Origin of the sequence: Nocardia sp. FBN12 (assembly GCF_050320175.1) — a bacterium.
Classification (GTDB): domain Bacteria; phylum Actinomycetota; class Actinomycetes; order Mycobacteriales; family Mycobacteriaceae; genus Nocardia.
On record NZ_CP190048.1, the window covers coordinates 3,042,103 to 3,066,168 of the forward strand.

The window sequence follows — 24,066 nt, forward strand, 5'->3', positions numbered from 1 at the left end:
GCCCAGGGCGTGGCTTTTCCACGCCCATGATTCGGAGTACTACGGCGGCCGGATGGCTACCGATGTGAATTTATTTCGAGCTCAACGAATTACACCCCTGAAGCAGCAACTTCGTGCCGCTTCCCCCCGGTTGAAACAAACCGCTTATTCAGAATTGTCCGAACTTCGCACCGGCTGCGTCGGATTCGCGCGGCGGCGTCGAAGTAATAGCAATCCGACACCGATCGCGGTCAGGATAACGGACGCGAGTTCGGGCCACCCACCGATTCGAGTTGCGATTGTCGTCGTGTCGCGCAACGGTAGCTGGGCCACCAACGCGGCGGGGACAACCTGCTCGGTACTCTGTCTGAGCACGCCGTCTGCGGTGATGATCCCGCTGACGCCCGTGGTTGCTGCGACCACCAGCGCGCGCCCGTGCTCGACCGCCCGCACCCGCGACATAGCGAGTTGCTGATATGTCATCTCGCTCTCGCCGAACGTGGCGTTGTTGGTCGGCACCGTCAGCAATTGGGCGCCGGCGGCGAGAGAGTCCCGAAATGCCCGATCGAAAGCGACCTCGTAACAGGTCGCCACACCGATCGGCACGCCGGCGGCCGTGACCGTTCCGTCACCATTTCCCGGCACGAAATACCCCGCGCGGTCGGCATAGGAAGAGAACAGGCGGAAGAAACCGCGCATCGGCAGGTATTCGCCGAACGGCTGGATGATCTTCTTGTCATGTCGCTCCCCCGGGCCCGCTGCGCCGTTCCACACGATCACCGAGTTGGTGGTCGTGCGGTCACCGTTCACCAGGACTGCGCCGACCAGGATCGGGGCGCCGATCTTCACCGAGGCTTCGGTGATCTCGGCGGCGGCGTCGGCATTGCGCAGTGGGTCGATATCGGAGGAGTTCTCGGGCCAGATCACGATGTCGGGCCGCGCGGCCTGGCCGCGGGTGACGGCGTCGGCCAACTCCTCGGTGCGCCGGACGTGGTTGTCCAGCACGGCGCGGCGCTGGGCGTTGAAGTCGAGCCCGAGCCGCGGCACACTGCCCTGGATGGCGGCCACCGTGATCGTCCGGGTGCCTGCATCCGGGGCGGGCAGCGTCGGCCGCAGGATCACTCCGGCCAGTAGCATGATAGCCACGGCCACTACGGCGGTGGCAAATCCGGTGCGCACGGCGCGGGTGTTCGCGCGCGGCGCTGGGGTGCGCGCCCAGGCGACGACGCGCAGTGCGAGCGCGGCGAGACCGGTGCCGGTGAGGGCTACCGCGAAACCGACCAGCGGCGCCCCACCATAGGCCGCCAGCGGCAGGTACCAGCCATCGGCCTGACCGAAAGCGACACGCCCCCAAGGGAATCCACCGAACGGGAAGCTCGATCTGAGCCATTCGGTGGCGGTCCACGCCAGCGCGAGCCACACCGGCCAACCCGGCAGCGCGCTCAACCATCGAGCGAGCACACCCCAGAGCCCGAAGTACACCGCGCAGACCGTCGAGAGCGCCAGCCACGGCACCGGTCCCACATAGATCCCCGTCCACGGCAGCAGCGGCACGAAAAACGCCAGCCCGCCGAGCATTCCGTACCCGAACCCACCGCGCGGCTTGCCCGGTCCGCGCACCGCGACGGTGAGCAGCGCGACAGCCACCGGCGCGAGGAACCAGAACGGGCGCGGCGGGAAGCTGCCGAAGAGCAGTAGCCCACCCGCGGTAGCGGCGAGCATCCGCAGCATCATCAGCTTGGTCCCGATGGAGTCCGGATCGGCGGGCACCGGACGTGATCCGGCGGCGAGTGCAGGCGCACCGGCGGCAGGTGCCGGGTCGTCCGCGTCGGCGGCTGCGGAGTCGGGACGGTCGCCCGTCGCGGGGTCGATCATGGTGTGTTGCTCCGTGATTCGTTGCTTGCGCGGTGCGGCCGGTGAGGTCAGGCGGTGTAGATCGTGGTGCCGTTGTGCACGGTGCGCAGACAGGTCGGGAGGGTCGCTCCAGGGTCGAGGCGCGGGAGGCCGGGGACCCGCGAGCGGGGGTCGGTGGACCAGCGCTGCACGGTGTCGGCGGCCGCGGCGACGACGAGATCGCCCGCGTCCCAGACGGCGTAGGAAGCGGGGGCGCCGGGGACCAGTGTGCCCGCCATCCCGTCACGGACCCCGCCCGCGCGCCAGGCGCCCCGGGTGGCGGCGGCGAACGCGGCGCGCGGGGACAGGCCGTGGCCGGGAGTGCGGTGATGCACGGCCGCGCGCACCTGTTCCCACGGGTTCATGACGGTCACCGGCGCGTCGGAGCCGATGGCGAGCGAGATGCCCGCCGCCGCCATCGCCGCGAACGGGTTGAGGCCCGCGGCGCGCTCGGCGCCGAGTCGGGTCGCGTACATCCCGTCGGGCCCGCCCCAGGCGGCGTCGAAGCCGGGCTGCACGGACACGATCACGCCGAGCGCGGCGAGCTGCGCGATCGCGGCGGCGTCGGTCATCTCCGCGTGTTCGACCCGGTGCCCGCGTGCGGCGATCGCCGGTCCACCGAGTTCGCTTGCGACACGGGCGAATCCGGCGACCACGGTATCCATCGCGGCGTCGCCGATGGCGTGGAAGCCCGCCTGGATCCCCGCCTCGGTGCAGGCGCGGATGTGCGCGGTGACGGTGTCTTCGTCGAGGAAGCTCTTGCCGCAGCCCGCCGCGTCGGCGTAGGGCTCGCGCAGCAGCGCGGTGTGCGAGCCGAGTGAGCCGTCGACGAACAGATCGCCACCGAGCGCATGGACGCCGAGCTCGTCGATCAGCGCGCGCGCTTCGTCAGCGGTGCGCACAGCCTGACCCCAGTACGCGCGCACGGCAACGCCGTGTTCGAAAGCGAGTAGTTCGCGGATGTCGTCGCGACCGGAGATATCGGGACCGGCACATTCGTGCACGGCGACGATGCCGTGTGCGGCCGCCGCGTCCAGTGCGGCCGCGCGGGCCGAATCACGTTGGGCGCGAGTGAGTTCCGCGAGCGCGACCGTGCGCACCCGGTGATGGGCGTCGGCGCGCAACAGTTCGCCACGCCGATATCCGTCCCCGAGTTCACCGGCCACGTCGAGCAGCGCCGAGGAGGCGACGGCCGAATGCGCGTCGACGCGCGCCAGGTAGACGAGCCTGCCCGCACCGGCGGCCTCGTCGAGTTCGGCGACCGTCGGCGGCCGCTGTTCGGGCCAGGCGGTGTCGTCCCAGCCCTCGCCGATGATCACCCCGTCCGGCTGGTTCGCGGCGTGCGCGCGCACGGTGGCGAGCAGGTCGGACAGGGATCCGGCACCGCTCACGTCGAGCCCGGTCAGTTGGAGTCCCAGCGCGGTGACGTGCACGTGTGGGTCGACGAACGCGGGCGCTACGAACGCGCCGTCGAGGTCGATGATCTCCGCGTCGGGATGCATCGCGCGCCCGGGCGCCTCGGCACCCAGCCACACCACGGTGCCGTCGGTGACCGCCATCGCGGTCGCGTCCGGGGAGCTGGAACTGTAGAAACGGCCACCGATCAGCAACTGGGTACTCACGGTGTCCCAGTCTGCCGTATCGACGGATCGTCACCTCGGCAGGGACAGTGTCAGCTCGGCGGTGACGACGCGGATCCGGCCGCCGGCACCGCGCGGGAGGCCGATGAGCTCGCGTCAGCTCGGCCGCGAGGGTGTCAGGTCGGCAGGCACAGCGCGGCGCGCACTTCGGCGTCGCCGAACCCGGCGGGGCAATGCCCGCCCGCCTCCACGGCGATCAATTCCAATCGCCATGCGGCGGTGGTGAAGTCCGACATCGACTGTCCGGCAGCGGCGCTCGCTCTGCGCACCGCGTCGGCCAGTTCCTCGCTCACCGTAATGGTGATCTGCTCGGTGGCCATGCGGGTACTGTAGACCCTCCCCGCCGAACGGGGGGCGTGTCGGTTCAGGCCGTCTCGAATCAGGCGGGGCCGAGTGCGCGCGGACCGCTGGTGTGACCGTCGTCGTACCACTGACCGACCACGGTGCCGTCGACCACGTCACCGTCGGCGTCGACGACCATCCCGCGATACGGCGAGGGCGCGAACGAGGGCAGCGGACCGAACCGCCGGGTGCCCAGCTTCTCCAGCGCCGGTCGCAGCAACGCCCTGGTCGGCGGGAACAGCGCGAGCAGGCCGACGACTCCGGTCACCAGGCCGGGCACGAACAGCAGCACCGATCCGGTGGCCACGATCACCCCGTCGGCGACCGCGCTCTCGGCGGTCACCTCACCGCGCGAGGCCCGCCGGAATCGGTCGAACACCCGCCTGCCCTGCCGTCCGAGCAGCACCAATCCCACGCCCGACACCGCGACGAGCACGAGCAGCGCCCAGCCGACGCCGATCAACTGAGCGAGACCGACGAGGGCGGCGATCTCGACGACGAGGTAGAGGACGAACAGCAGGGCGGTCATGGCGATCCTTTCGGACGATCTATCCCCTCAACGCACGAGCGCCCGATTTTTCTCCCGAGCGGGCAGGCAGGTTCAGGCACCGGGCCGCACGAGCCCGGTTTCGTAGGCCAGCACCACCGCCTGTACCCGGTCGCGCAAGCCGAGTTTGGTGAGTACCCGGCCGACGTGTGTTTTCACGGTCGCCTCCGACAGGAACAGCGCCGTGGCGATCTCGGCGTTGGAGCGACCGACCGCGATCTGTTCGAGCACTTCGCGTTCGCGCGCGGTGAGGACATCGAGAATCTTCGGGTCGCGCAGGCTGGTCGGGTCCTCGGCGACGAGCCGGTCGAGCAGGCGCTTGGTGACCTTGGGCGAGACCACCGCGTCACCGGCGGCCACGCTGCGGATGGCCGAGATGAGATCCTCGGGCGGGGTGTCCTTGAGCAGGAATCCGCTCGCACCGGCACGCAGCGCACCGAGGGCGTGCTCGTCGAGGTCGAAGGTGGTCATCACGAGCACCCGCACGCCCTCGCCCGCGGCGACGATCCGCGAGGTGGCGGTGACCCCGTCGACGACCGGCATCCGCACGTCCATCAGCACCACATCGGGACGCAGTTCACTCGCGCGCCGCACCGCCTCGTCACCGTTGCCCGCTTCGCCGATCACATCGATGTCGGGGTGCGCGCCGAGCACCATCTTCAGGCCCATTCGCATGAGTTCCTGATCGTCCACCACGAGCACGCTGATCGGCATTGCCCCACCATAGTGGGCGGATCAATCCGTTTCGGTGCGCAGCGGAAGGTCGGCCCGCACCTGCCAGCGCCCGTCGTCGAGCCTGCCCGCGTGCAGTGTGCCGCCGAGAACCGCGACCCGTTCGCGCATCCCGACCAGGCCCATTCCCGTGCCGGGGATCTCGGCACCCGCGCTCACCTTGGCCGGAACGCCACCGCTGTCGGTGACTTCGACGAGGATGTCTTCCTCGCGCCGGTGCACCCGGACCACCGCCTTCGGCTCCGCCCCCGCGTGGCGCAGGGTATTGGTGAGCGACTCCTGCACGATGCGATGCACGCCGAGGCTCACCTCGGGGGCGATGTCGTCGAGCTCACCGGTCAACTCGAGATCAACGGCCAGACCGGCCTCACGCATCATCTGAGCCAGCTTCGCGATACCCGCGCTCCCGTGTTGCGGCAGCAGTTCCGGTGCGTGCTCGGTGCGCAGCAGGGCGACGGTGCGGCGCAGTTCACGCAGGGCGTCGCGCCCGGTCCCGGCGATGGTGGCGAGCGCGCGTTCAGCGGTTTCCGGGTCCTCGCGCAGGGCGTATTTGGCCCCGTCGGCCTGCACGATGATGACGCTCACCGCATGTGCGACCACGTCGTGGAGTTCGCGGGCGATGCGGGTGCGTTCGGCGGCGACCGCGTCGTGCGCGCGGCGTTCCTTGTCGTAGTCGGCGACCGCGAGCCGGGCCGCGACCTCGGAGTCGTAGGCATGCCTGGCACCGTTGAACTCGGCCAGCGTCCAGCACAGCGCGTAGATGAGTCCCGCCATCGCCAGGTCGCCGCCCCGCGGCAGGTCGAGCAGCACGACCGACGCCGCCATGTCGACCGCGAGGAAGGCCAGGAAGATGAGCCCCTCACGTCGGCCGACATAGGCGACAAGCGTGTAGAGCATCACCCCGAGCCCGATCAGCGCGACGTGGTCGGCCGTCAGATCGTCGACCAGGTAGCCGATCAGGGTGTTCAGCAAGGACAACACCAGCAGCGCCGCCGCCACCGTCCGCGGGTACACCCGCCGCAGGATCAGCGGCAACGGCAGAATCACCGAGAAGATCAGGTACACGACCTTGTTGCGCTCGTCGCCCACGCCGAGGGCATCGAGGAACAGGAGCAATCCCGCGAGAATCGAGTCGGCGACGATGGGTCGTCCGCGTAGCCACAGGCTGAACCGGCGCACCGGCCCAGCGTAGCCCCGGCTGGCTTTCCGGCCGTGATCTTGATTGCCTGGTCGTGTGCAAATCGGAGACTGGACGGTCCTGCTGGTGGCCGCGGCGGCAGCGGGCTGGGTCGACGCCGTGGTCGGCGGCGGCGGACTGATCATTCTGCCGACGCTGTTCCTCGTCGTCCCCGGCATCGCGCCGCAGACCGCCCTCGGTACCAACAAACTCGCCGCGCTGGCAGGCACCGCGACCGCGGTGGCGACCTTCGCGCGCAGGGTGCCGATGCAGTGGAAGGTGCTGCTGCCCGGTGCGGTGATCGCCGCGATCACGGCCGCCTGCGGTGCGGCAGCGGTCTCGCTGATCGACCGCGACCTGTTCATTCCTCTGGTCATGGTGGTGCTTGTCGGGGTGGCGGTGTTCGTGACCTTGCGGCCCTCGGTCGGCCTCACGATGGCCACCCATCCCCCGACGCGACGCAAGGTGATCCTGGTGATCGGCCTCGCCTCCGGCCTGATCGGCCTCTACGACGGACTGCTCGGCCCGGGCACCGGTACCTTCCTGATCATCACCTTCGCGACGCTGCTCGGGACCGAGTTCGTCCGGGCGGCGGCGATGGCGAAGGTGATCAACTGCGGCTCGAATGTGGGCGCGTTGCTGTTTCTCGGCTCGACCGGTCACATCCTGTGGGGCCTCGGCGCCGGCATGGCGGTGGCCAATGTGCTCGGCGCACTGGTCGGTTCACGGATGGCGCTGGCCAAGGGCGCCGGTTTCGTGCGGATCGTGTTGCTGGTCGTGGTGGTCGTGATGGTGATCCGGTTGGGCTGGCAGCAGTTCGGTTAGCGCACCGGTTCGGCGGGCGCGGAGGCGGCGAGCCACGGCTGCAGGACCCGCGAGGTGGTCTCGTGGATCTTGCGATGCAGGCGCTCACCGTCGTCGATGCCGTGCTGGGGCTGCTGGAACAGCACCGTCAGCGCGCCCGATACCGCGCCGACCACGGCACCGACCAGCGCGGCGGCGCCGACCTCGTCGAGTTCGTGCGGGAACGCGATGTGCAACTGGTGCGCGATCTCGCGCTGCGCGACCAATTGCGCGTGCGCGGCGCGACCGCTCACCGAGGGGACCGTCCGCGAGACCCGCGCCCGCAATGCCGCCACCCGCGAGCCCACATCGTCGACGAGGCGTTCGCCGGGGTTGTCACCCGCGGCGCGTAAGGCGCGCAGCAACACCTCCACCGGGCGCTCGCCGGGCCGACGCGTGGCGATGGCGGCGACGGCCGCGCGCACCCGTTCGTCGGGCTCGGGGAAGAGCAGTTCCTCTTTGCTCGCGAAGTAGTTGAAGAAGGTCCGGGTGCCGACCTCGGCCGCGGCCGCGATGTCGGCAACGGTCGTTTCCTCGTACCCTCTGGCCTCGAACAATTCGACGGCGGCCACGAGGATCGCACGTCGGGTTCGTTCCCTTTTTCGATCGCGCAGGGCAGATGGCGGCACGGCGGGCACCCTACGGCATTTCCGGCACCGCTCGCGGGAGGAGGCGGAGTCCGCGCGTCACGGTAACGACTGTCGCAACCGGCTTTTCGCGCGCGATCGCACCCGGTGTCATGACACGAGCTGCAGGTCGGCAGCCGGTGCATCGATCCGACATGACGCCGGTCGATGCGGTTCCGGCGCACAGGTGTCGGTGGCACCGGTTAGCGTAGGTCCGGTGAGGGATACCACGACTTCCAGAGATGTGGACGAGGAGTTCCGCGGGCTCGGGCTCGGCGCACTGGCCGAGGCCGCGCTGTCGGCGGCCCGCGCGGCCGGCGCCGACCATGCCGATCTGCGCGTGCAACGTCTGGTGACCCAGTCGATCCGGTTGCGCGACGGGCGCGTCGAAGCGGTCACCGATGCGACCGAGCTGGGGCTGGCGGTGCGGGTGATCGTCGACGGCACCTGGGGTTTCGCCTCGCACGCCGCGCTCACGCCCGCGACCGCCGCCGAGGTGGCGCGGCGCGCGGTGAAGGTGGCCCGCGCATTGCGCTCGCTGAATCGGGAGCGCGTCGAACTCGCCGATGAGCCACGCTACGACAACGTCTCGTGGGTCTCGGCCTACGATCTCGACCCGTTCGCGGTGCCGACCGCCGACAAAGTGGCGCTGCTGCAGGACTATTCGGAACGCCTTACGGCGGCCGATGGTGTCGACCACGTGACCGCCTCGGTCTTGCAGGTCAAGGAACAGTCCTTCTACGCCGACACCGCGGGTTCGTCGATCACCCAGCAGCGGGTGCGTCTGCATCCCCAGTTGGAGGCCGTCACCGTCGACTCCGCGTCGGGCGTCTTCGAGACGATGCGCACCCTCGCCGCACCCGCGGGCCGGGGCTGGGAGTACGTCACCGGTGCCGACGGAACATGGGACTGGACCGGCGAACTCGCGCGAATCCCCGGCTGGCTGGCCGAGAAGGTGAAGGCGCCCAGCGTCGTCGCCGGCCCCACCGACCTGGTGATCGACCCGACGAACCTGTGGCTCACGATCCACGAATCCATCGGTCACGCCACCGAATACGACCGGGCGATCGGCTACGAATCCGCTTACGCCGGTACCTCGTTCGCGACGCCCGATCAGCTCGGGACCTTGCGGTACGGCACGCCGATCATGCACGTCACCGGTGACCGCACCCAGGTCAACGGCTTGAGCACCGTCGGTTACGACGACGAGGGTGTGGCGGGCCAGCAGTGGGATCTGGTGCGCGACGGCGTGCTCGTCGGCTACCAGCTCGACCGCGTGTTCGCCCCACGTCTCGGGCTCGACCGCTCCAACGGTTGCTCGTATGCCGATTCGCCACACCACGTTCCGATCCAGCGGATGGCGAACGTGTCGTTGCAGCCCGACCCTGAACGAGACACCAGCACCGCCGACCTGATCTCCCGGGTGCAGGACGGCATCTACATCGTCGGCGACAAGTCCTGGTCGATCGACATGCAGCGCTACAACTTCCAGTTCACCGGACAGCGGTTCTTCCGAATTCGCGACGGCGAGCTGGACGGGCAACTGCGCGACGTCGCCTACCAGGCCACGACCACCGATTTCTGGGGGTCGATGGAAGCGGTCGGCGGACCGAGCACCTGGCAGCTCGGCGGCGCGTTCAACTGCGGCAAAGCGCAGCCCGGTCAGGTGGCGGCGGTGAGCCACGGCTGCCCGTCGGTCCTGGTGCGCGGGGTCAACATTCTCAATACCCGGACGGAGGGCGGTCAGTGAGCGAGGGTCTGTTCCCGGCGGGCGCGGTGGTCGAGCGTGCGCTGGCGGCGTCGAAAGCCGACGAGGCGATCGTGATCGTCACCGACGCGCACGACGCGTCGCTGCGGTGGGCCGGTAATTCGATGACCACCAATGGTTCGTCTGTTTCGCGGGAGTGGGCGGTGATCTCGGTGTTCCGCGACGGCCCCACCACCGCACGGGTGGGCTCCATCAGCTCCACCAGTGTGGACCCCACCGAGATCGATGCCGTGGTGCGGGCCAGCGAGGAAGCCGCTCGCACGGCCGCCCCGGCGCGCGACGCGATGCCGCTCCTGGAGCCCACCGACGACGACACCGCCACCTGGGACCAGGCGCCCGGTGCCACCGAGATCGAGGTCTTCGCCGGATTGGCGCGTGACCTCTCGACCGGCTTCGACGGCACCGACCGCCTCTACGGATTCGCCCACCACCAGGTGCACACCACCTGGCTCGGCACCTCGACCGGTATCCGTCGCCGGTTCAGCCAGCCGACCGGTTCGGTGGAAATCAACGGTAAACGCGGCGAGGGCAAGGATCTGGCCAGCGCGTGGGTGGGGGTCGGCACCGCCGACTTCACCGACGTCGACACCCCGGGCCTGCTCGCCGAGCTGTCACGGCGCCTCGACTGGTCCAAGCGCCGCGTCGATCTCCCCGCGGGCCGCTACGAAACCCTCCTGCCGCCGTCGTCGGTCGCCGATCTGATGATCTACCTGGCCTGGAGCATGGAAGGCCGTGGCGCCCACGAAGGCCACACCGCCTTCTCCCGCGCCGGTGGCACGCGAATCGGTGAGCGGCTCAGCGACATTCCGCTCACCCTGTACTCCGACCCGAACGCGAGCGGTCTCGAATACCGGCCGTTCGTCGCGACTGCGTCGTCATCGGAATCACTGTCGGTGTTCGACAACGGCTTGTCCGCGCGACGCGTCGACTGGATCGGCAACGGCGTCATCGAATCGCTGGTCTACCCGCGCGCGACGGCCGCCGAATTCTGCGCACCCGCCACCATTCCCGGCGAGAACCTGCTACTCACCGGCGGCGGCGACGCCACCCTCGACGACATGATCGCCCGCACCGAACGCGGCCTGCTCCTCACCTGCCTCTGGTACATCCGCGAGGTCGACCCCGCCACCCTCCTGCTCACCGGCCTCACCCGCGACGGCGTCTACCTCGTCGAAAACGGCCAGGTCACCGGCGCGGTCAACAACTTCCGCTTCAACGAAAGCCCCCTCGACCTGCTACGCCGAGTATCGGAAGCGGGAGCCACCGAGATCACCCTGCCCCGCGAATGGAAGGACTGGTTCACCCGCACCGCCATGCCCCCACTCCGCATCCCGGATTTCCACATGTCCTCGGTCAGCCAGGCGACCTAGCGGGGGTTGGCCCACAACGGTCGACCGTCTGGGTAGACGCCGATTAGTCCCGTCGGCCCGCCTCATCCCGACGTGGTCGTCGACGTGGCGCGTGACAGCATGATCGGGTGACTCGAATCCGGATGTTCGCCACCGACCTCGACGGCACCTTGCTGCGTTCCGATCGCACCGTCTCGCCGCGGACCGCCGAAGCCATGGCCGGCGCGCAGGCGGCGGGGATCGAGGTGGTGTGGGCGACGGCGCGTGCTCGGCATTCGGTGCACGAGTTGGCGCAGTCGTGCGGTTTCCGGGGTAAGGCGGTGTGCGCCAATGGTGCTGTGCTGCTCGACCTCGCCGACGGGACGCCTGAGATCATCGACACCGTGTCGATCGACGAGGATGCGGCGGGTGTGGTGATGTCACAGATCCGCGCGCTGATTCCCGGCGTTGTGTTCGCCAATGTCGGCGCTACCCGGTTCGTCGCCGAGCCTGCCTATGCCGCGCTGTGCAAGTTCAGCGATCATCATCGCCATCCACATGAGATGGCGTTGTCGGAGACCTTGCCGACCGGACTCGAAGCGATGGTGAAGATCGTTGCCCGTCATCCCGAGTTGCCCGGCGCGGAGCTGTACCGGACGGCGGTGGCGGTCGGGATCACCGGGGTGGAGCTGACGCATTCCGGTGCGGCCTATATGGAGATGGCCGCCGAAGGTGTGTCGAAAGCCAGTGCGCTGGAACGGTTGTGCGCGCTCGACGGCATCGACCTGTCGGAGGTCGCGGCCGCGGGGGACGCGCTCAACGATGTCGCGATGCTGACGTGGGCGGGTACCGCGCTGGTGCCTGCCAACGCGGTCCCCGAGGTCATCGCCCTCGCCGACCAGGTCCTACCGACCAACGACGAGGACGGTGTGGCTGCCTACCTGGAGGAATTGGTGCGCTCGGCACAGCGCGACTCGGCTACCTGACCGATGCCCGCGCGCGACCAACGTCGAGGTGCAGGATCGTGTCCGCCGTGGCCACGGTGTCCGCATCCAGCGGGAAGTACCCCTGTTCCTGGGTCACATCGGTGCGGGTATGTCCTGGTCCGAGTTCTGCCGCCGGGATCAAACCCCACGTGTCGATGCGCTTGTGCAGCGTGTGCTCGTAGGTGCCCGGCTGGGGTTCGGCGAGTTCGAGGCCGTCGCTGCGGCCCAAACTGCCGAGGATCACCCCGTACTGCTCCCCCAGCAGCGATCCCACGATCGCTCCCGCGCCGGACCAGACGAGTTCCATCGGCCCCATCTGCATGATGCTGGTGTTGCGGCGCAGATGCAGGTTGTGCGAGTACACCAGCGTCGGCCCACGGCGCGCCTCGACCGACCGGATATCAAGGAGGTTCTGGGCCATGAGCGCGTCACGGGCGGCGGCCAGGCTGTTCCATCGCACGCCGTCCTCGGTCGGAGCCGCGGCCTGCCGGTGATAGCGCAGCAGGCCGATGCCGGCAGTGAGATGGATTGCCGTCCTTCGCCACTCGGCGAGTGAGGTGGCCGCGATCCGCTCCGGCGCGCGGGTATAGAGGAGGGTGAGCATGTCGTCGGCCATCACCCGCAACTGCTCGGCCTCGGCGGTGGCACCGGGCGACACCTTCGCGTCCAGGACTGCTTCGCTGCGGCTCCATCGCTCGTCGCCGCCGGCCGGACCGGCGATGTCGAAGTCGAGTTCCAGGTAGTCGCGGGCGAATTCGAGGTAGGTGCGCGGGCTGGGAGCGCTCATCGTTTCCATCGCGGCGTCGAATCCGTAGAAGCCGACCTGATCCTCGGTCGCCCGACCTGCGTTGTGGTCGCGCAGCCACGCGACCAGTTCCCGGTTGCCGGTGAGTTCGCCGAAATCGTGGGAGAAGCCTGTCCGCAGCACCTCGTCGAGGTCGCCGTTGCCGCCTCGAACGAACTCGTCCACGGCGAGCGCGGCCACTCGATCCGTTTCGAGAGCGATCGACCGGAACCCACTCGCCACCAACTCGACGAACAGTTCATTGCGGATCGACGCGAAACCGGGTTCTTTGTGCGTCGGCTCCCCGAGCGCAAGCAGCTCACAGGACGAAGGGACGAAGTCGCTGATTTTCTGACTCATGTCTATCAATCGTATCGTTGACAGAACGGTGGAGACTTGATCAGGAGCTATTCGGCTGAAAGTGTCGTAAAGTCTCAAACCAGTGAGAACCCTTCGACCATCGGACCTGGCCCGCGAGCACGCGATCTCGACCCAGGCAGTCCGCAACTACGAACAGGACGGCTGCCTGCCACCGGCCGAGCGCACTCCCACCGGCTACCGGATCTACACCGACCTGCACGCGAGCGCGCTGCGCACCTACCTCACCCTGATCACCGCCTACGGCCACGCCACCGCGGGTCAGATCATGCGCGCCCTCCACGAGGACGATCTCGACAAGGCCCTCACGATCATCGACCGTGGGCACAGCCAACTCCTGCGAGACCGTGAAACCCTGACCTCGGTGCGCCGGGCCGTCGACCACCTGATCACCGAATCACCTTCTGACACCACCTTTTCAGCGGAGACCAGAACCATCGGCGAGCTCGCCCACCACCTCCGAGTCACCCCCGCCACCTTGCGTGCCTGGGAAGCAGCGGGCATCCTCACCCCCACCCGCGACCCCGCCACCGGCTACCGCCACTACGGCCCCGCCGACCTCCGCGACGCCGAACTGACCCACATCCTGCGCCGAGGCCACTACCGTCTCGACCACATCGCCACCGTCATCGGCCAGATCCGCGCCGCAGGCAGCACCGAGGCGCTGGCGCGCGCCCTCGCCGACTGGCAGGCGAGAATCACCACCCAGGGCCGCGCGATGCTCGACGCCGCCGCAGCGCTGAGCCGATATTCCGCCGCGCTACACCGCTAGGCTGGAACGACCATGCCAGACCTTCTCGGAATCAACCACCTGACGTTGAGCACCACAGATCTCGATCAGCTCGTGCGGTATTACACCGAATTCCTCGGCGCGACACTGGCTTTCGAGCGGGCTGCCACCCCAGCCGATCCACGGATCGCGGTTGTCGACGTCGGCGGCGCCGATCACCTGATGCTCGTGGAGACCACCACCCCGCCGCTCACCGATCGCGATCCCCTCGCACGCGCGGGATGGGGTCTGCGCGTCGGCACGCTGGAGCAACTGCGTGCGGTTCGCGAGCACCTCGCGGACGCGGGCTTGCCGGTCGGCCCGATCGAGACCCTGCCCACGCAGTGGACGATGACGGCCGTCGACCCCGACGGACGCCCCGTGGACCTCCGGGCGCACCGTCCCCGCCGCGGTGCGCCCGGCTGAGCTGTGCTAGACGCGTTCGAGTACCGCAGACGCGCCGATACCGCCTGCCGCGCAGATCCCCAGCAGCGCCGTCTCTTTCCCGGTACGGGCCAGTTCAGCGGCCATGGTGGTGACCATGCGGGCACCGGTGGCGCCGAACGGGTGGCCCAGCGAGATCGAGCCGCCGTGCACGTTCAGCTTGTCGATGTCGACGGTGCCGACCGGCTCGTCGCGGTCGAGGCGCGCCTTGGCCCAGTCGGTACTCTCCAGCATCCGCAGCACCGAGAGAGTCTGGGCGGCGAAGGCTTCGTGGATATCGACGAGGTCGATGTCGGCCAGCGTCATGCCCGCCTTGTCGAGGGCGCGCGGCATCGAGATCGCCGGGCCGATGAGGACCTGGTCGGCGGGGTCGACGCTGACGAAACTCCACGAGCGGAAGGCAGCCTGCGGGGTGAATCCGAGGGCGCGCGCCTTCTCCTCGCTCATCAGCAACACCGCCGACGCGCCGTCGGTGAGCGGGCTGGCATTGCCCGCGGTGACGGTGCCGTTCTTCTCGAACACCGGCTTCAGGGTGGCGAGTTTCTCGATGCTCGTGTTCGCCCGGACGAGCCCGTCGACGTCGATCAGCTTGCCCGACGGCGTCGTGACCGGCACGACCTCGTCGTCGAAGCGTCCCGAGGCGATCGCGGCCGCGGCGCGCTGATGCGAGCGGGCGGCGAAAGCATCCTGATCAGCGCGGGAGATGCCGTTGATCCGCGCCATCTTCTCCGCGGACTCCCCCATCACCTCGCCGGTGGTGCGCTCGGCGATCTTGGGCTGGCGCGGCAAGATGTCGGTGAACGGCGCGAGCTGGCGGACGACGTCGAGGTAGTCCATCGCCTTCGGCTTGCCGAGGGCGACCGGCGCGACCGCGTGCACGACCTTCTGCGGCAGCTTGATCTCGGCATTGCTGGTGGAATCGCTGCCACCGGCGATCATGATGTCGTACTCGCCGCGTTCGATCGCCGCGGCCGCCGAGGTCACCGCCTGCAGACCGGACGCGCACGCGCGGGTGACGGTGTACCCCTCGCACCCGAAGTCCAGGTTCAGATCGAGGGCGATCTCCCGCGCGATATTGGGCGCGTGACTCGGCAGGACCACCCCGCCCCAGACAATGGACTGGATCTCGCCGGGTGCGATCCCGGTCCGCTCGATCAGCCCGCGGACGGCCGCGCCGGCCAGGGCGATGCTGTCGAGGCGGGTGAAGTCGGTGAACGCGCGCACGAACGGTGTCCGTGCGCCCGCGACGACGACGGCTCGGTTGCGTTTCACGGCCATGTGAGTCCCTTCGGAAGTGCTGCCGAAGACTCACAGTATCCGATACCAGCGGTTCTGCATATCGGATCGGCACACATCAGGCAGGCGTGATCTCGATACCGATCGTGCCGGCCTTGCCCCGGCGCAGATTGCTGCCGAGGATCACAAGTGGCCCGGTCAGCCAGTACTTCTTGCGCAGCGCCGACCGGAGTTCGTCGGTCTCGGCCGCGTCGAGCAGCCGTGCGGTGCCGGTCACGATGGCACCGTGTGCATCCCCGCGCACGGTGCAGGGTTGCACCGTCACCTCGGGGTTGCGCCGGACCCGCTTGACCTTCCAGCTGTCGGTGACCGTCCAGACGAACAGCTTGTCCTCGCGCGCCACCGCCCAGACGGGCGTACCCACGGGAGTGCCGTCCTTGCGGAATGTGGTGAGCAGTACGTAATTCGCGGTCGCCAGTTCGCCGAGGCGGTTCGTCATGCGCACAGCCTAGTGGGCGCGGCGAACCTTGGCCGAGTGGCCGAAAGAGGTATGGGCGCTTTCTCGAAACTCTTCGTAACCTCGAGGCGAATCGACTCTCCGACGAAAGGCCGACTGTGACCGATACCGCGGTGCCCCTGCTGTGGAGCGGCGACCTGCCGAGCACGCTCGAGTTCTACCGAGCGCTCGGCTACACCGTCACCCATGAGCAAACCCGCCCCTACGTGTACGGCGCGATCGAGCACCATGGCTGTGCGCTGCATTTCGCACCCGCGCCGCCGGGCGTCGAACTTCCGGCGGAACACGCGGGCGCGCTGGTGATGGTCGACGACGTCGCCGCACGCCACGCCGAGTACACCGCCGCCCTGCGCGCCCACTACGGCAAGATTCCGAGCAAGGGCCGTCCACGGATCACCCGATTCCGCCCCGGCCAGTCCCGTTTCTCGCTCGTCGATCCGGTCGGCAACACCGTCCTCGTGATCCAGCGCGACGAGCCGATGGAACTCGAGTACGGCGGCTCCCGCGAACTGGAAGGCCTGGCCCGCGTCCTCGACAACGCTCGCATCCTGCGTGATTTCAAGAACGACGACCGCGCGGCGACCCGCGCCCTGGAAGCCGGGCTGCACCGCTTCGGCGCCACCGCGACCACTCTCGACCGAGCCCGCGCCTACGCCGCCCTCGCCGAACTCGCCCTCGCCGCCGAGAACCCCGACCGCCTCGCCCACTGGAAATCCGAACTCGCCACCGTCGAACTGACCCCCGAGGAGCGCACAGCGCTCGCCGCCGACGCCTCCGACCAACTCACCGCCCTGCTCACCACGACCGACTGAATCGGCCACGCAACCTCTCGGCCGCCAGGCCCCGGCCATGCCCGAACGCACCACCCGACGGCGCCTGACCCGTTGCCTGGCAACAGCACTCACGGTTGCCGCCCCCTCGGAACCGGCTCGGCGGGGACGACTGGTGCACCTGCTGGAGGCGACCGGAGAGGTGGCGTGCGGTGGATCCCTGTGGTGGACTGACGGATTCGGCTATTGGGGAGGTCGGTGTGCGATCGAGACCGCAGTGGGCGCGGCAGGACGGGTTCGGGATCCGGGTGGAGTGGGGGCGAGCCGGGGCGGCGGCGCTCGGGCCTGGCGCTGGATGTCTGGTGGTGATCGATGTGTTGTCGTTCACGACGTCAGTGTCGGTGGCTACCGCTGCGGGTACCGCGGTGTTTCCGTATCGGTGGCGGGATGATTCGGCGCGGGCCTTCGCCGCGGCGAAGGCCGCCGAGTTGGCTGTCGGACGACGCGAGGGCGGGCCGTGGTCGTTGTCGCCGGCGGCGATCCGGCGCGCGCCGTTCACCGAACGCCTCGTGCTGCCATCACCCAACGGATCCACGATCGCGGCAGCTGTCGAGGGAACGCCGGTTGTCGCTGCCTGTCTGCGCAATGTCAGCGCCGTTGCCGATTGGCTTCTCGCCCAGCGCTGGGGCACTCCCGATCGCCCGATCGCGATCATTGCCGCGGGCGAGCACTGGCCGGGCACCGATATCGTGCGGCCGGCGCTCGAGGACTGGCTCGGTGCCGGTGCGCTCGCCGCCGCGCTGATCGATCGCGGTCTCGCTACGCCGTCGCCCGAAGCAGCAATTGCGGCAACAGCGTTCGATGGAACAGCCGACGTGGGAGCGCTGGTCGCGGACTGCGCGTCCGGGCGTGAACTCGCCGCGATCGGTTTCGCCGAGGATGTGGCCATCGCGATCGAACTCGATTCGGATTCCACCGTGCCGGTCCTTGCCAACGGCGCGTTCGCCGATCGCCGGCCCGGATAACGCGAGAACCGGAAGCCACCGTGGTGGTGGGCGCTTTTCAGCGCCGACCACCACGGATCGGACTACTGGTTCGAGCCGATGATGCCGCCGATCACCGCCCCGATGACACAACCGGGGATGGCGCTGACGAACAGGAAGATCAGGCCGATGAGGGCGCCGATCACACAACCGATGGCGATGCCGGCGACGATATTGCCCGTCTGGTCGATGTGCTGCAACGCCGCGGGGTTCGCGATCGGGGCGCCGACGGGAGTGAGAGTGAGGGTGGTGGCCGCGGCGTCCAGTCGCGGGACCACGGTGATGGCGGGGCCGGCTACCGTCTGCACGGTTGTCGGGATGAGGCCGATGCGCTGACCGTTGGGTGCGAGAACGGCGACGCCCTCCTCGGGCGTGAGCTCGAACATGCCCGCCGTGAGTTCGACGGACGCCTGCGAACCGTCGCGCGCGACCGCGGCCGTATAAGCCACGGCGCCGTCGACACCCGCCACCGAGGGCCCGGTGAGCGGGGCGCCGTTGGCGGTGGCGGCGGTGATGCCGGTCGCCGCGACAGTGAGCACGCAGGCAGCCAGCAACTGCTTGAACATCATGGGTTGTCCCTCCGACTTGCTGATCCGACCTACCCCGAAATCAGCCCGTACCTCCCATGATGCGGCATGGCTATGTCACATTACCCACGATCGGCGGAATACGAATCGGCGTGCGGCAACACAGAATTCGCAAGCACCGCAAAGTACCGATCAGTCTCGCGAGGTGAGGATGCTCGGTCCGTCCGCGGTAATCGCGATCGTGTGCTCGCTGTGCGCGCAGCGGGAGCCGTCGGCGGAGCGGATGGTCCAGCCGTCGGCATCGGTGTAGACCTTCGCGGTGGTCGCCGCGAACCAGGGTTCGATCGCCACCGTGAGACCGGGCCGCAACCGGAACCCGCGACCGGCACGGCCGTCGTTGGCGATGTGCGGATCCTCGTGCATGGTCCGCCCGAGCCCGTGCCCACCGAACTCGGTATTGACCGGATACCCGTATCCGCGTGCGACATTCGCGATCGCCGCGGAGATGTCACCGATGCGGTTGTCCGGCTGCGCGGCCGCGATCCCGGCGGCCAGCGCCTCCTCGGTGGCCCGCACCAGTCGCGCATCCGCGGGCGCCGCGGTGCCGACGACGAACGAGATCGCCGAGTCGGCGACCCAGCCGTCGATCGACACGGCCAGGTCCGCCGTCAGCAGATCCCCATCACACAGCACATAGTCATGCGGAAGCCCGTGCAGCACAGCATCGTTCACCGCCAAACACACCGTATTGCGGAACGGGCCGCGCCCGAACGACGGCGAGTAGTCCCAATAACACGACACCGCGCCACGCTCGCGAATCCGTTCCCGCACATACGCTTCCAGCTTGAGCAGGTTCACCCCGACCGCCGCGCGGTCGCGCACCCCGGCCAGCACGTCGGCGACGAACCGGCCGGTCACCCGCATGCGCTCGATCTCCGCGGGTGATTTCAACTCCACCATCACGCCTCCAATTGGTATTTTCATACCGACACTAGCCGCGCCGGTATAAAAATACCAATGTCAGCGGTTCAGGTTGCCCATGTCCACGGGGATCTGCGCGCCGGTGATCTGGCCCGCCTCGTCCGAGCACAGCCACGCCACGGTCGCCGCGATCTCCTCCGGCTGGCAGATGTGGCTGGGCAGCGCGTTCATGAAGATGGGCGCGAGGGTGGCCCCGTACTCCTCGAACAGCGGACCCATCTCGTTGATCTGCATGCCGGTCGCCACGCCCGCCGGATGGACGGTGTTCACCCTGATCCGGTGGGCGCCGAGCTCGTTGGCCATCGTCTTGGCCAGGCCCGTGATCGCGTGTTTGGTCGCGACATAGTGGCCGGTGAACGGAATACCCTTGAGCCCCGCCACCGAACTGGTGAACACCATCGCACCGCCGTCACCCTGCGCGATCAGATGCGGCACAGCGGCTTTCGCGGTGTGCCACACACCGGTGAGATTCACGTCGATGGTCTCGCGCCACTGCTCGGCGGTGATCTCCCACGACATCGCCGCCGAACAGATTCCCGCGTTGGCCACGACCACATCGAGCCTGCCGAGCTGTTCGATCCCCGCTGCCAGCGCCGCCGAGAGCGCCTCGAAATCGCGCACGTCGGCCTTGCTCGCGACGATCTTGCCGCCCGCCGCCTCGACCAGCTGCACGGTCTCGGCCAGATCCGCCTCCGTCGCACCCGCGTAGCTCGTGCTGGCGAACTCCGCGCAGGCGTCGATCGCGATCACGTTCGCGCCCTCTTCGGCGAAACGCACCGCCTCCGCCCTGCCCTGCCCGCGCGCCGCTCCCGTGACGAAAACAACCTTGCCCTCGAACCGTCGTGTCATACCCATACCTTTCGAACCTCGATGTTCTTCCCCTGACACCTACCACCGCCATCGCCCCGGTGCGGCGAAAACGGAGATCCGATCTCAGCTTGACGGCGCCGCACCTTGGCCAACAGGTTCGCGACGGCATACCATCGGTCGCATGGTCCGTCTCCCGCTCAGTCCCGCGCAGGTCGAAGCAGGCCGCCGCCTCGGCCGCCGCCTGCGCACGGCACGCGGCGATCGCGACCTCACCGAGGTCGCCCTGCGCGCAGGCATCTCCCCCGAGACGCTGCGCAAGATCGAGTCGGGCCGGCTGCCCTCACCGGCCTTCGGCACGGTCGTCGGCCTCGCCGAGGCCCTCGCGATCCCCCTGGCCGAGCTGGCCGAGACCTACCGCGACGAGCAGGTCGCCGAGTCCGCCTGATCGCCCGCGCCGATCACCAGCGCGATCTGTTCGTCCACCGTCCTCACCGCCCGATGTCGTCCGCCGTCGCACCGTCCAGGCCGACCAGCCGTGCGCTGTCGTTCCAGAGTCGCCACCGGAGGTCGTCTCGCCGGGCGAGTTCCGACAGCTCTGGATCGGTGAGGCGGCCGCGGCGCAGTGCGACGAGAACGGGTGCCGCGGCTCCCCCGCCGGGTGCCGCGGCGTCACAGGCCAAGCGCGCCAGGGCAGTTCCCGCGGCGTCCGGTGTGTTCATCGTCGGCTGGAACCAGCGCAGCGGGGCACCGGCCGGTGTCCCGAAGACCGACCAGGCCAGCCGCAACGGTGCGGCCAGCTCGCGTGCCAAGCCGGTACCGAACACCTGTCCCGGGTCGTAGGCGATGGCGATGATGCCGCGTTCGCGCGCGACCACCAGCTCGCGCAACGCGCATGCCGTCGAGACGGCACACAACTTCGACGCCGTGTACGCGTGCTGACCCGCCCGTGCCGGATTCGACTCGCGACCGGGATCGCGGTCCGGGTGGGCGAGCAGGTCGGCATCGGCATGTCGGGGTGTCGCCAGCCCGGCACCGGTCGCCGGGTCGTAGGTGCCACTGGTGGTGAGCACGACCCGCGCGCCGTCGGCCAGCGCGGGCAGCAGCAGCCGGATCAACAGATAGTGCGCGAGATGATTCACCGCGAAGGTCGTCTCGTAGCCGTCGGTGGTGCGACCGTCGGCATCGGGCCGGATCACGCCGGCGTTCAGCACGAGGGCGTCGATTCGCTGATCCCCGAGGGATTCGCGCACAGTTGTGGCGAAATCGCGCACCGAATCCAGTCGACCGAGGTCGAGCGCGAGCGTGTCAGCAGCAGCTGCGCGGGTGCCGATGAGCAGCCGCGTACTGTCCCGTCCGGCTAGTCGCCGGGCGGCGATCGCACCGAATCCCGAACTGCCGCCGGTCATTACAACGGTGGTCATGACGGGCCCTTCCGTCGATATTCCCGTGGCGGGCCTTCCAGCGTGGCACCCCCGCGAAGCGGCTCGGCCGCCTACTCACTGTACTGCGGGGCGGCGGGGTCAGCGACGGTTCATCGACTCCTCGTTCTCGTATCCCAGTGTGACATCGTGGGTGATCTCGCCGCGAGTCACCGAAACCTGACTCGCGACAGGCGGATAGCCACGCGCGACCACCGTGTACTCCCCTTCCGGCAGGTCGGGAACCAGGTATTTGCCCTGCTCGTCGGTGCGTGCCGTCGCCGCCGGATCGCCGCCCGAGTCCAGGACGGTGATCTGCACGTCGGCGACGGGACGGTCGCCGTCCACCCAGGCCGAGCCGAGGAGAATAGCCATCGGTTCGAGGTCGAGATCGCGATTCAGCGAGCCCGTCTCCGGCACGGTCAGCGTGACCGCCGACGGGCGCATGTGGTCGGCCACCGCGACCAGCGTGTAGGTACCGCTCACGACATCGCGACACACATACGTGCCGTCCTCGCCGGTGATCGCCGCGCCCACCACCTCGCCCTCGGGATCGGTCAGCGTGACGGTGGCACCCCACAGCGGTTCGCCGCGCCGCGCCGAGCGCACGATGCCGGTGAGTTCGCCCGCGCCGGTCAGCATCAGGTCGACGTGCTGGGCGCGCTCGCCGATCGACACGCTCACCGCCTCGGGCTGATGGCCGGCCGCGGCGGCGATGAGCACATAGTTGCCGGGCCGCGGCGCCTCGATCACATACGCGCCGTCGGCATCGCCGTTGCCGCGGGCCACCTGATGCCCGTGCTGGTCGATCAGGGTCAGCGTGGCGGCGGGCACCGGACGCTCGTCGTCGCGTCGCAACAGCCCCGCGATCACCCGCCCGGTCGCGGCGGGCCGCAACTTGCCCGCCATCTCGTGCGCGTCGTGCAGGCTCACATCGCGCAGCAGCGTGGCATCCTCGGATTCCTCGGGGGCCGGATCCTCCTGCAGCGGAACCTCTTTCATGAACACCAGCACCAGGCAGGCCACCACGGCGAGGTCGGCGGCGAGCAGGAACACGGTGTGCATCGAGTCGGTGAAGCCCTCGAGGATCGGGATCCGCAACTCGTCGGGCAGGGTGGCGATGCCGCTGGTATCGCTCAGCATGCCCTCGAGTCGCGCGCCGTCGAAACCGGGCGGCAGGCTTCCACCGAAGGCTTGCAGAATCGAACCGGGCAGCCGGTCGAACAGCACGGTGAGGAACACCGCGACACCGAGCGTCCCGCCGAGCTGACGGAAGAACGTCGCCGCCGCGGTCGACACCCCCATCTCGGTGCGCCCGACCGCGTTCTGCGCGGCGATGATCAGGGTCTGCATGCAGCCACCGAGGCCGAATCCCATGATCGCGCTGTAGGCCAGCGGCTGCCAGAGCGGACCGTTGTAGCTGATCCGCGCGAACAGCGCGCACCCGATCGCGAGGATCAGCGCACCGAGCACCGGTAGCACTTTGTAGCGTCCGGTGGCTTTCGTGATCAGCCCGGAGATCTGCGCGCCCACCATGATCCCGAGGACGAGCGGCAACATCAGCAGCCCCGCCTCGGTCGGCGAGAAACCACGCACGACCTGCAGATACTGCGGCACCATCGTGATCGCCCCGAACATCGCGACACCGACAAGGAACCCGCCGAGGATCGCGATGCTGAAGGTGGAGCTGCGGAACAGCCGCAGCGGGATCAGCGCCGAGTCCTTCATCAGGAACTCGACCAGCACGAACAGCAGCAGACCACCCGCGCCGATCCCGTAGCAGAGCAGCGATTTCGGTTCGGTCCAGCCCCAGATCCGCCCCTGCTCGGCCACGATCAGCAGCGGCACCACACCGACGATCAGCGTGACCGCGCCGAACCAGTCGATCCGGCTGCGTTGACGCGTGTGCGCCACGTTCAGCACCTTCGCGACCACCAGGAACGCCAGGATGCCCACCGGCACGTTCACCAGGAACACCCAGCGCCAGCCCTCGATGCCGCCGAGGCTCTCGTAATCGGACAGGAAACCGCCGACCACCGGCCCGAGCACCGTCGCGATGCCGAACACCATGAGGAAATACCCCTGGTAGCGGACCCGTTCGCGCGCGGGCACGATGTCACCGACGATGGTGAACGCCAGCGACATCAACCCACCCGCGCCCAAACCCTGGAACGCGCGGAACCCGGCCAGCTGGTACATGGTGGTCGCGAAGCAGCAGGCCGCCGAGCCGATCACGAACAGGGCGATCGCCAGCAGATAGAACGGCTTGCGCCCGTAGATGTCGGCGAGTTTGCCGTACAGCGGCGTGGTGACGGTGGCGGTGATCAGGTATGCCGTTGTCGCCCATGCCTGTTCGTCGAAGCCGTCGAGACTGTTCGCGATCCGGACGATCGCGACGCTGACGATGTTCTGGTCGAGCGCGGCGAGGAACACCCCGAGTAGCAGGCCGGACAGGATGGTGAGTGTCTGGCGGTGCGTGAGGCGTGATTCGGCAGCGACGGTATCGGTCATGGAAAAGCCCTGGTTCT

General features: G+C 68.8%; 24 protein-coding genes. 9 read left to right on the forward strand and 15 right to left on the reverse strand.

Annotation, left to right across the window (positions count from 1 at the left end):
- Positions 1–144: 144 nt before the first annotated feature.
- From lnt to ACQHI0_RS14725, 6 genes are all read right to left on the reverse strand, one after another.
- Positions 145–1,713, reverse strand: coding sequence for an apolipoprotein N-acyltransferase (gene lnt / locus ACQHI0_RS14700; RefSeq protein WP_427909169.1), 1,569 nt, complete (start codon positions 1,711–1,713; stop codon positions 145–147).
- Between the two features lie 188 nt (positions 1,714–1,901).
- Complete coding sequence (locus ACQHI0_RS14705) at positions 1,902–3,494, reverse strand: amidohydrolase (protein ID WP_427908498.1); 1,593 nt, start codon at positions 3,492–3,494, stop codon at positions 1,902–1,904.
- Positions 3,495–3,628: 134 nt separating this feature from the next.
- A complete protein-coding gene (locus ACQHI0_RS14710) occupies positions 3,629–3,832 on the reverse strand; it encodes a hypothetical protein (RefSeq protein ID WP_427908499.1) in 204 nt (67 codons plus the stop codon).
- 59 nt (positions 3,833–3,891) lie between these two features.
- Entirely contained in the window at positions 3,892–4,383 is a 492-nt protein-coding gene (locus ACQHI0_RS14715) for an FxsA family protein (RefSeq protein WP_427908500.1), read from the reverse strand.
- Between the two features lie 72 nt (positions 4,384–4,455).
- Positions 4,456–5,115 (reverse strand): response regulator, encoded by a 660-nt coding sequence (locus ACQHI0_RS14720; RefSeq protein ID WP_427908501.1) that lies wholly within the window; start codon positions 5,113–5,115, stop codon positions 4,456–4,458.
- A 21-nt stretch (positions 5,116–5,136) separates the two neighbouring features.
- Positions 5,137–6,312 (reverse strand): sensor histidine kinase, encoded by a 1,176-nt coding sequence (locus tag ACQHI0_RS14725; protein ID WP_427908502.1) that lies wholly within the window; start codon positions 6,310–6,312, stop codon positions 5,137–5,139.
- Between the two features lie 55 nt (positions 6,313–6,367).
- On the opposite strand from ACQHI0_RS14725, the gene ACQHI0_RS14730 reads away from it, so the two are divergent.
- Positions 6,368–7,135 carry a TSUP family transporter gene (locus ACQHI0_RS14730; protein ID WP_427908503.1) on the forward strand — a complete coding sequence of 256 codons (768 nt, stop codon included), beginning with the start codon at positions 6,368–6,370 and terminating at the stop codon, positions 7,133–7,135.
- Here ACQHI0_RS14730 and ACQHI0_RS14735 read toward each other — a convergent pair.
- A complete protein-coding gene (locus ACQHI0_RS14735) occupies positions 7,132–7,725 on the reverse strand; it encodes a helix-turn-helix domain-containing protein (RefSeq protein WP_427908504.1) in 594 nt (197 codons plus the stop codon). The two genes, ACQHI0_RS14730 and ACQHI0_RS14735, sit on opposite strands and share 4 nt — an antisense overlap.
- Positions 7,726–7,996: 271 nt before the next feature.
- On the opposite strand from ACQHI0_RS14735, the gene ACQHI0_RS14740 reads away from it, so the two are divergent.
- From ACQHI0_RS14740 to ACQHI0_RS14750, 3 genes are all read left to right on the forward strand, one after another.
- Positions 7,997–9,529, forward strand: a complete 1,533-nt coding sequence (locus tag ACQHI0_RS14740) for a TldD/PmbA family protein (RefSeq protein ID WP_427908505.1) — start codon at positions 7,997–7,999, stop codon at positions 9,527–9,529.
- 8 nt (positions 9,530–9,537) lie between these two features.
- Positions 9,538–10,917 carry a metallopeptidase TldD-related protein gene (locus ACQHI0_RS14745; protein WP_427909170.1) on the forward strand — a complete coding sequence of 460 codons (1,380 nt, stop codon included), beginning with the start codon at positions 9,538–9,540 and terminating at the stop codon, positions 10,915–10,917.
- 107 nt (positions 10,918–11,024) lie between these two features.
- The gene (locus ACQHI0_RS14750) at positions 11,025–11,861 is read left to right on the forward strand and encodes an HAD family hydrolase (RefSeq protein WP_427908506.1); all 837 of its coding nucleotides are present in this window, start codon (positions 11,025–11,027) and stop codon (positions 11,859–11,861) included.
- Here the strand turns inward: ACQHI0_RS14750 and ACQHI0_RS14755 are convergent.
- Complete coding sequence (locus tag ACQHI0_RS14755) at positions 11,854–13,005, reverse strand: erythromycin esterase family protein (RefSeq protein WP_427908507.1); 1,152 nt, start codon at positions 13,003–13,005, stop codon at positions 11,854–11,856. The genes ACQHI0_RS14750 and ACQHI0_RS14755 overlap by 8 nt on opposite strands.
- An 82-nt stretch (positions 13,006–13,087) precedes the next feature.
- On the opposite strand from ACQHI0_RS14755, the gene ACQHI0_RS14760 reads away from it, so the two are divergent.
- The gene (locus ACQHI0_RS14760; RefSeq protein ID WP_427908508.1) at positions 13,088–13,795 is read left to right on the forward strand and encodes a TioE family transcriptional regulator; all 708 of its coding nucleotides are present in this window, start codon (positions 13,088–13,090) and stop codon (positions 13,793–13,795) included.
- 12 nt (positions 13,796–13,807) lie between these two features.
- The gene (locus tag ACQHI0_RS14765) at positions 13,808–14,218 is read left to right on the forward strand and encodes a VOC family protein (RefSeq protein WP_427908509.1); all 411 of its coding nucleotides are present in this window, start codon (positions 13,808–13,810) and stop codon (positions 14,216–14,218) included.
- 6 nt (positions 14,219–14,224) lie between these two features.
- Here ACQHI0_RS14765 and ACQHI0_RS14770 read toward each other — a convergent pair whose 3' ends face one another.
- Together ACQHI0_RS14770 and ACQHI0_RS14775 are read right to left on the reverse strand one after the other, a co-directional pair.
- Positions 14,225–15,514 carry an acetyl-CoA C-acyltransferase gene (locus ACQHI0_RS14770; protein WP_427908510.1) on the reverse strand — a complete coding sequence of 430 codons (1,290 nt, stop codon included), beginning with the start codon at positions 15,512–15,514 and terminating at the stop codon, positions 14,225–14,227.
- Between the two features lie 76 nt (positions 15,515–15,590).
- Positions 15,591–15,971 (reverse strand): PPOX class F420-dependent oxidoreductase, encoded by a 381-nt coding sequence (locus ACQHI0_RS14775; RefSeq protein ID WP_427908511.1) that lies wholly within the window; start codon positions 15,969–15,971, stop codon positions 15,591–15,593.
- A 116-nt stretch (positions 15,972–16,087) separates the two neighbouring features.
- Here ACQHI0_RS14775 and ACQHI0_RS14780 point away from each other — a divergent pair, with 116 nt between their 5' ends.
- On the forward strand, positions 16,088–16,801 hold the full coding sequence (locus ACQHI0_RS14780) for a glyoxalase (RefSeq protein ID WP_427908512.1): 714 nt from the start codon (positions 16,088–16,090) through the stop codon (positions 16,799–16,801).
- 218 nt (positions 16,802–17,019) lie between these two features.
- Positions 17,020–17,784, forward strand: a complete 765-nt coding sequence (locus tag ACQHI0_RS14785) for a 2-phosphosulfolactate phosphatase (RefSeq protein WP_427908513.1) — start codon at positions 17,020–17,022, stop codon at positions 17,782–17,784.
- 62 nt (positions 17,785–17,846) lie between these two features.
- Here the strand turns inward: ACQHI0_RS14785 and ACQHI0_RS14790 are convergent, their stop codons facing one another.
- The 3 genes from ACQHI0_RS14790 to ACQHI0_RS14800 form a co-directional block, all read right to left on the reverse strand.
- Entirely contained in the window at positions 17,847–18,371 is a 525-nt protein-coding gene (locus ACQHI0_RS14790) for a hypothetical protein (protein WP_427908514.1), read from the reverse strand.
- A gap of 150 nt (positions 18,372–18,521) precedes the next feature.
- Positions 18,522–19,289, reverse strand: a complete 768-nt coding sequence (gene map, locus ACQHI0_RS14795; RefSeq protein WP_427908515.1) for a type I methionyl aminopeptidase — start codon at positions 19,287–19,289, stop codon at positions 18,522–18,524.
- A gap of 60 nt (positions 19,290–19,349) precedes the next feature.
- The gene (locus tag ACQHI0_RS14800) at positions 19,350–20,165 is read right to left on the reverse strand and encodes a mycofactocin-coupled SDR family oxidoreductase (protein ID WP_427908516.1); all 816 of its coding nucleotides are present in this window, start codon (positions 20,163–20,165) and stop codon (positions 19,350–19,352) included.
- A gap of 136 nt (positions 20,166–20,301) precedes the next feature.
- Between ACQHI0_RS14800 and ACQHI0_RS14805 the strand changes: the two genes are divergently transcribed.
- Positions 20,302–20,565, forward strand: coding sequence for a helix-turn-helix domain-containing protein (locus tag ACQHI0_RS14805; RefSeq protein WP_427908517.1), 264 nt, complete (start codon positions 20,302–20,304; stop codon positions 20,563–20,565).
- Positions 20,566–20,608: 43 nt separating this feature from the next.
- On the opposite strand, the gene ACQHI0_RS14810 is transcribed toward ACQHI0_RS14805, so the two are convergent.
- Positions 20,609–21,541, reverse strand: coding sequence for an SDR family NAD(P)-dependent oxidoreductase (locus tag ACQHI0_RS14810; protein ID WP_427908518.1), 933 nt, complete (start codon positions 21,539–21,541; stop codon positions 20,609–20,611).
- 99 nt (positions 21,542–21,640) lie between these two features.
- Positions 21,641–24,049 carry an MFS transporter gene (locus tag ACQHI0_RS14815; protein ID WP_427908519.1) on the reverse strand — a complete coding sequence of 803 codons (2,409 nt, stop codon included), beginning with the start codon at positions 24,047–24,049 and terminating at the stop codon, positions 21,641–21,643.
- Positions 24,050–24,066: the final 17 nt, after the last annotated feature.

Excerpts from the sequence above, each read along its gene's own strand:
- lnt (WP_427909169.1), bottom strand. The coding sequence starts at position 1,713 with ATGATGCTGCGGATGCTCGCCGCTACCGCGGGTGGGCTACTGCTCTTC.
- ACQHI0_RS14710 (WP_427908499.1), bottom strand. The coding sequence starts at position 3,832 with ATGGCCACCGAGCAGATCACCATTACGGTGAGCGAGGAACTGGCCGAC.
- ACQHI0_RS14715 (WP_427908500.1), bottom strand. The coding sequence starts at position 4,383 with ATGACCGCCCTGCTGTTCGTCCTCTACCTCGTCGTCGAGATCGCCGCC.
- ACQHI0_RS14720 (WP_427908501.1), bottom strand. The coding sequence starts at position 5,115 with ATGCCGATCAGCGTGCTCGTGGTGGACGATCAGGAACTCATGCGAATG.
- ACQHI0_RS14755 (WP_427908507.1), bottom strand. The coding sequence starts at position 13,005 with ATGAGTCAGAAAATCAGCGACTTCGTCCCTTCGTCCTGTGAGCTGCTT.
- ACQHI0_RS14765 (WP_427908509.1), top strand. The coding sequence starts at position 13,808 with ATGCCAGACCTTCTCGGAATCAACCACCTGACGTTGAGCACCACAGAT.
- ACQHI0_RS14770 (WP_427908510.1), bottom strand. The coding sequence starts at position 15,514 with ATGGCCGTGAAACGCAACCGAGCCGTCGTCGTCGCGGGCGCACGGACA.
- ACQHI0_RS14775 (WP_427908511.1), bottom strand. The coding sequence starts at position 15,971 with ATGACGAACCGCCTCGGCGAACTGGCGACCGCGAATTACGTACTGCTC.
- ACQHI0_RS14790 (WP_427908514.1), bottom strand. The coding sequence starts at position 18,371 with ATGATGTTCAAGCAGTTGCTGGCTGCCTGCGTGCTCACTGTCGCGGCG.
- map (WP_427908515.1), bottom strand. The coding sequence starts at position 19,289 with ATGGTGGAGTTGAAATCACCCGCGGAGATCGAGCGCATGCGGGTGACC.
- ACQHI0_RS14800 (WP_427908516.1), bottom strand. The coding sequence starts at position 20,165 with ATGGGTATGACACGACGGTTCGAGGGCAAGGTTGTTTTCGTCACGGGA.
- ACQHI0_RS14805 (WP_427908517.1), top strand. The coding sequence starts at position 20,302 with ATGGTCCGTCTCCCGCTCAGTCCCGCGCAGGTCGAAGCAGGCCGCCGC.
- ACQHI0_RS14810 (WP_427908518.1), bottom strand. The coding sequence starts at position 21,541 with ATGACCACCGTTGTAATGACCGGCGGCAGTTCGGGATTCGGTGCGATC.
- ACQHI0_RS14815 (WP_427908519.1), bottom strand. The coding sequence starts at position 24,049 with ATGACCGATACCGTCGCTGCCGAATCACGCCTCACGCACCGCCAGACA.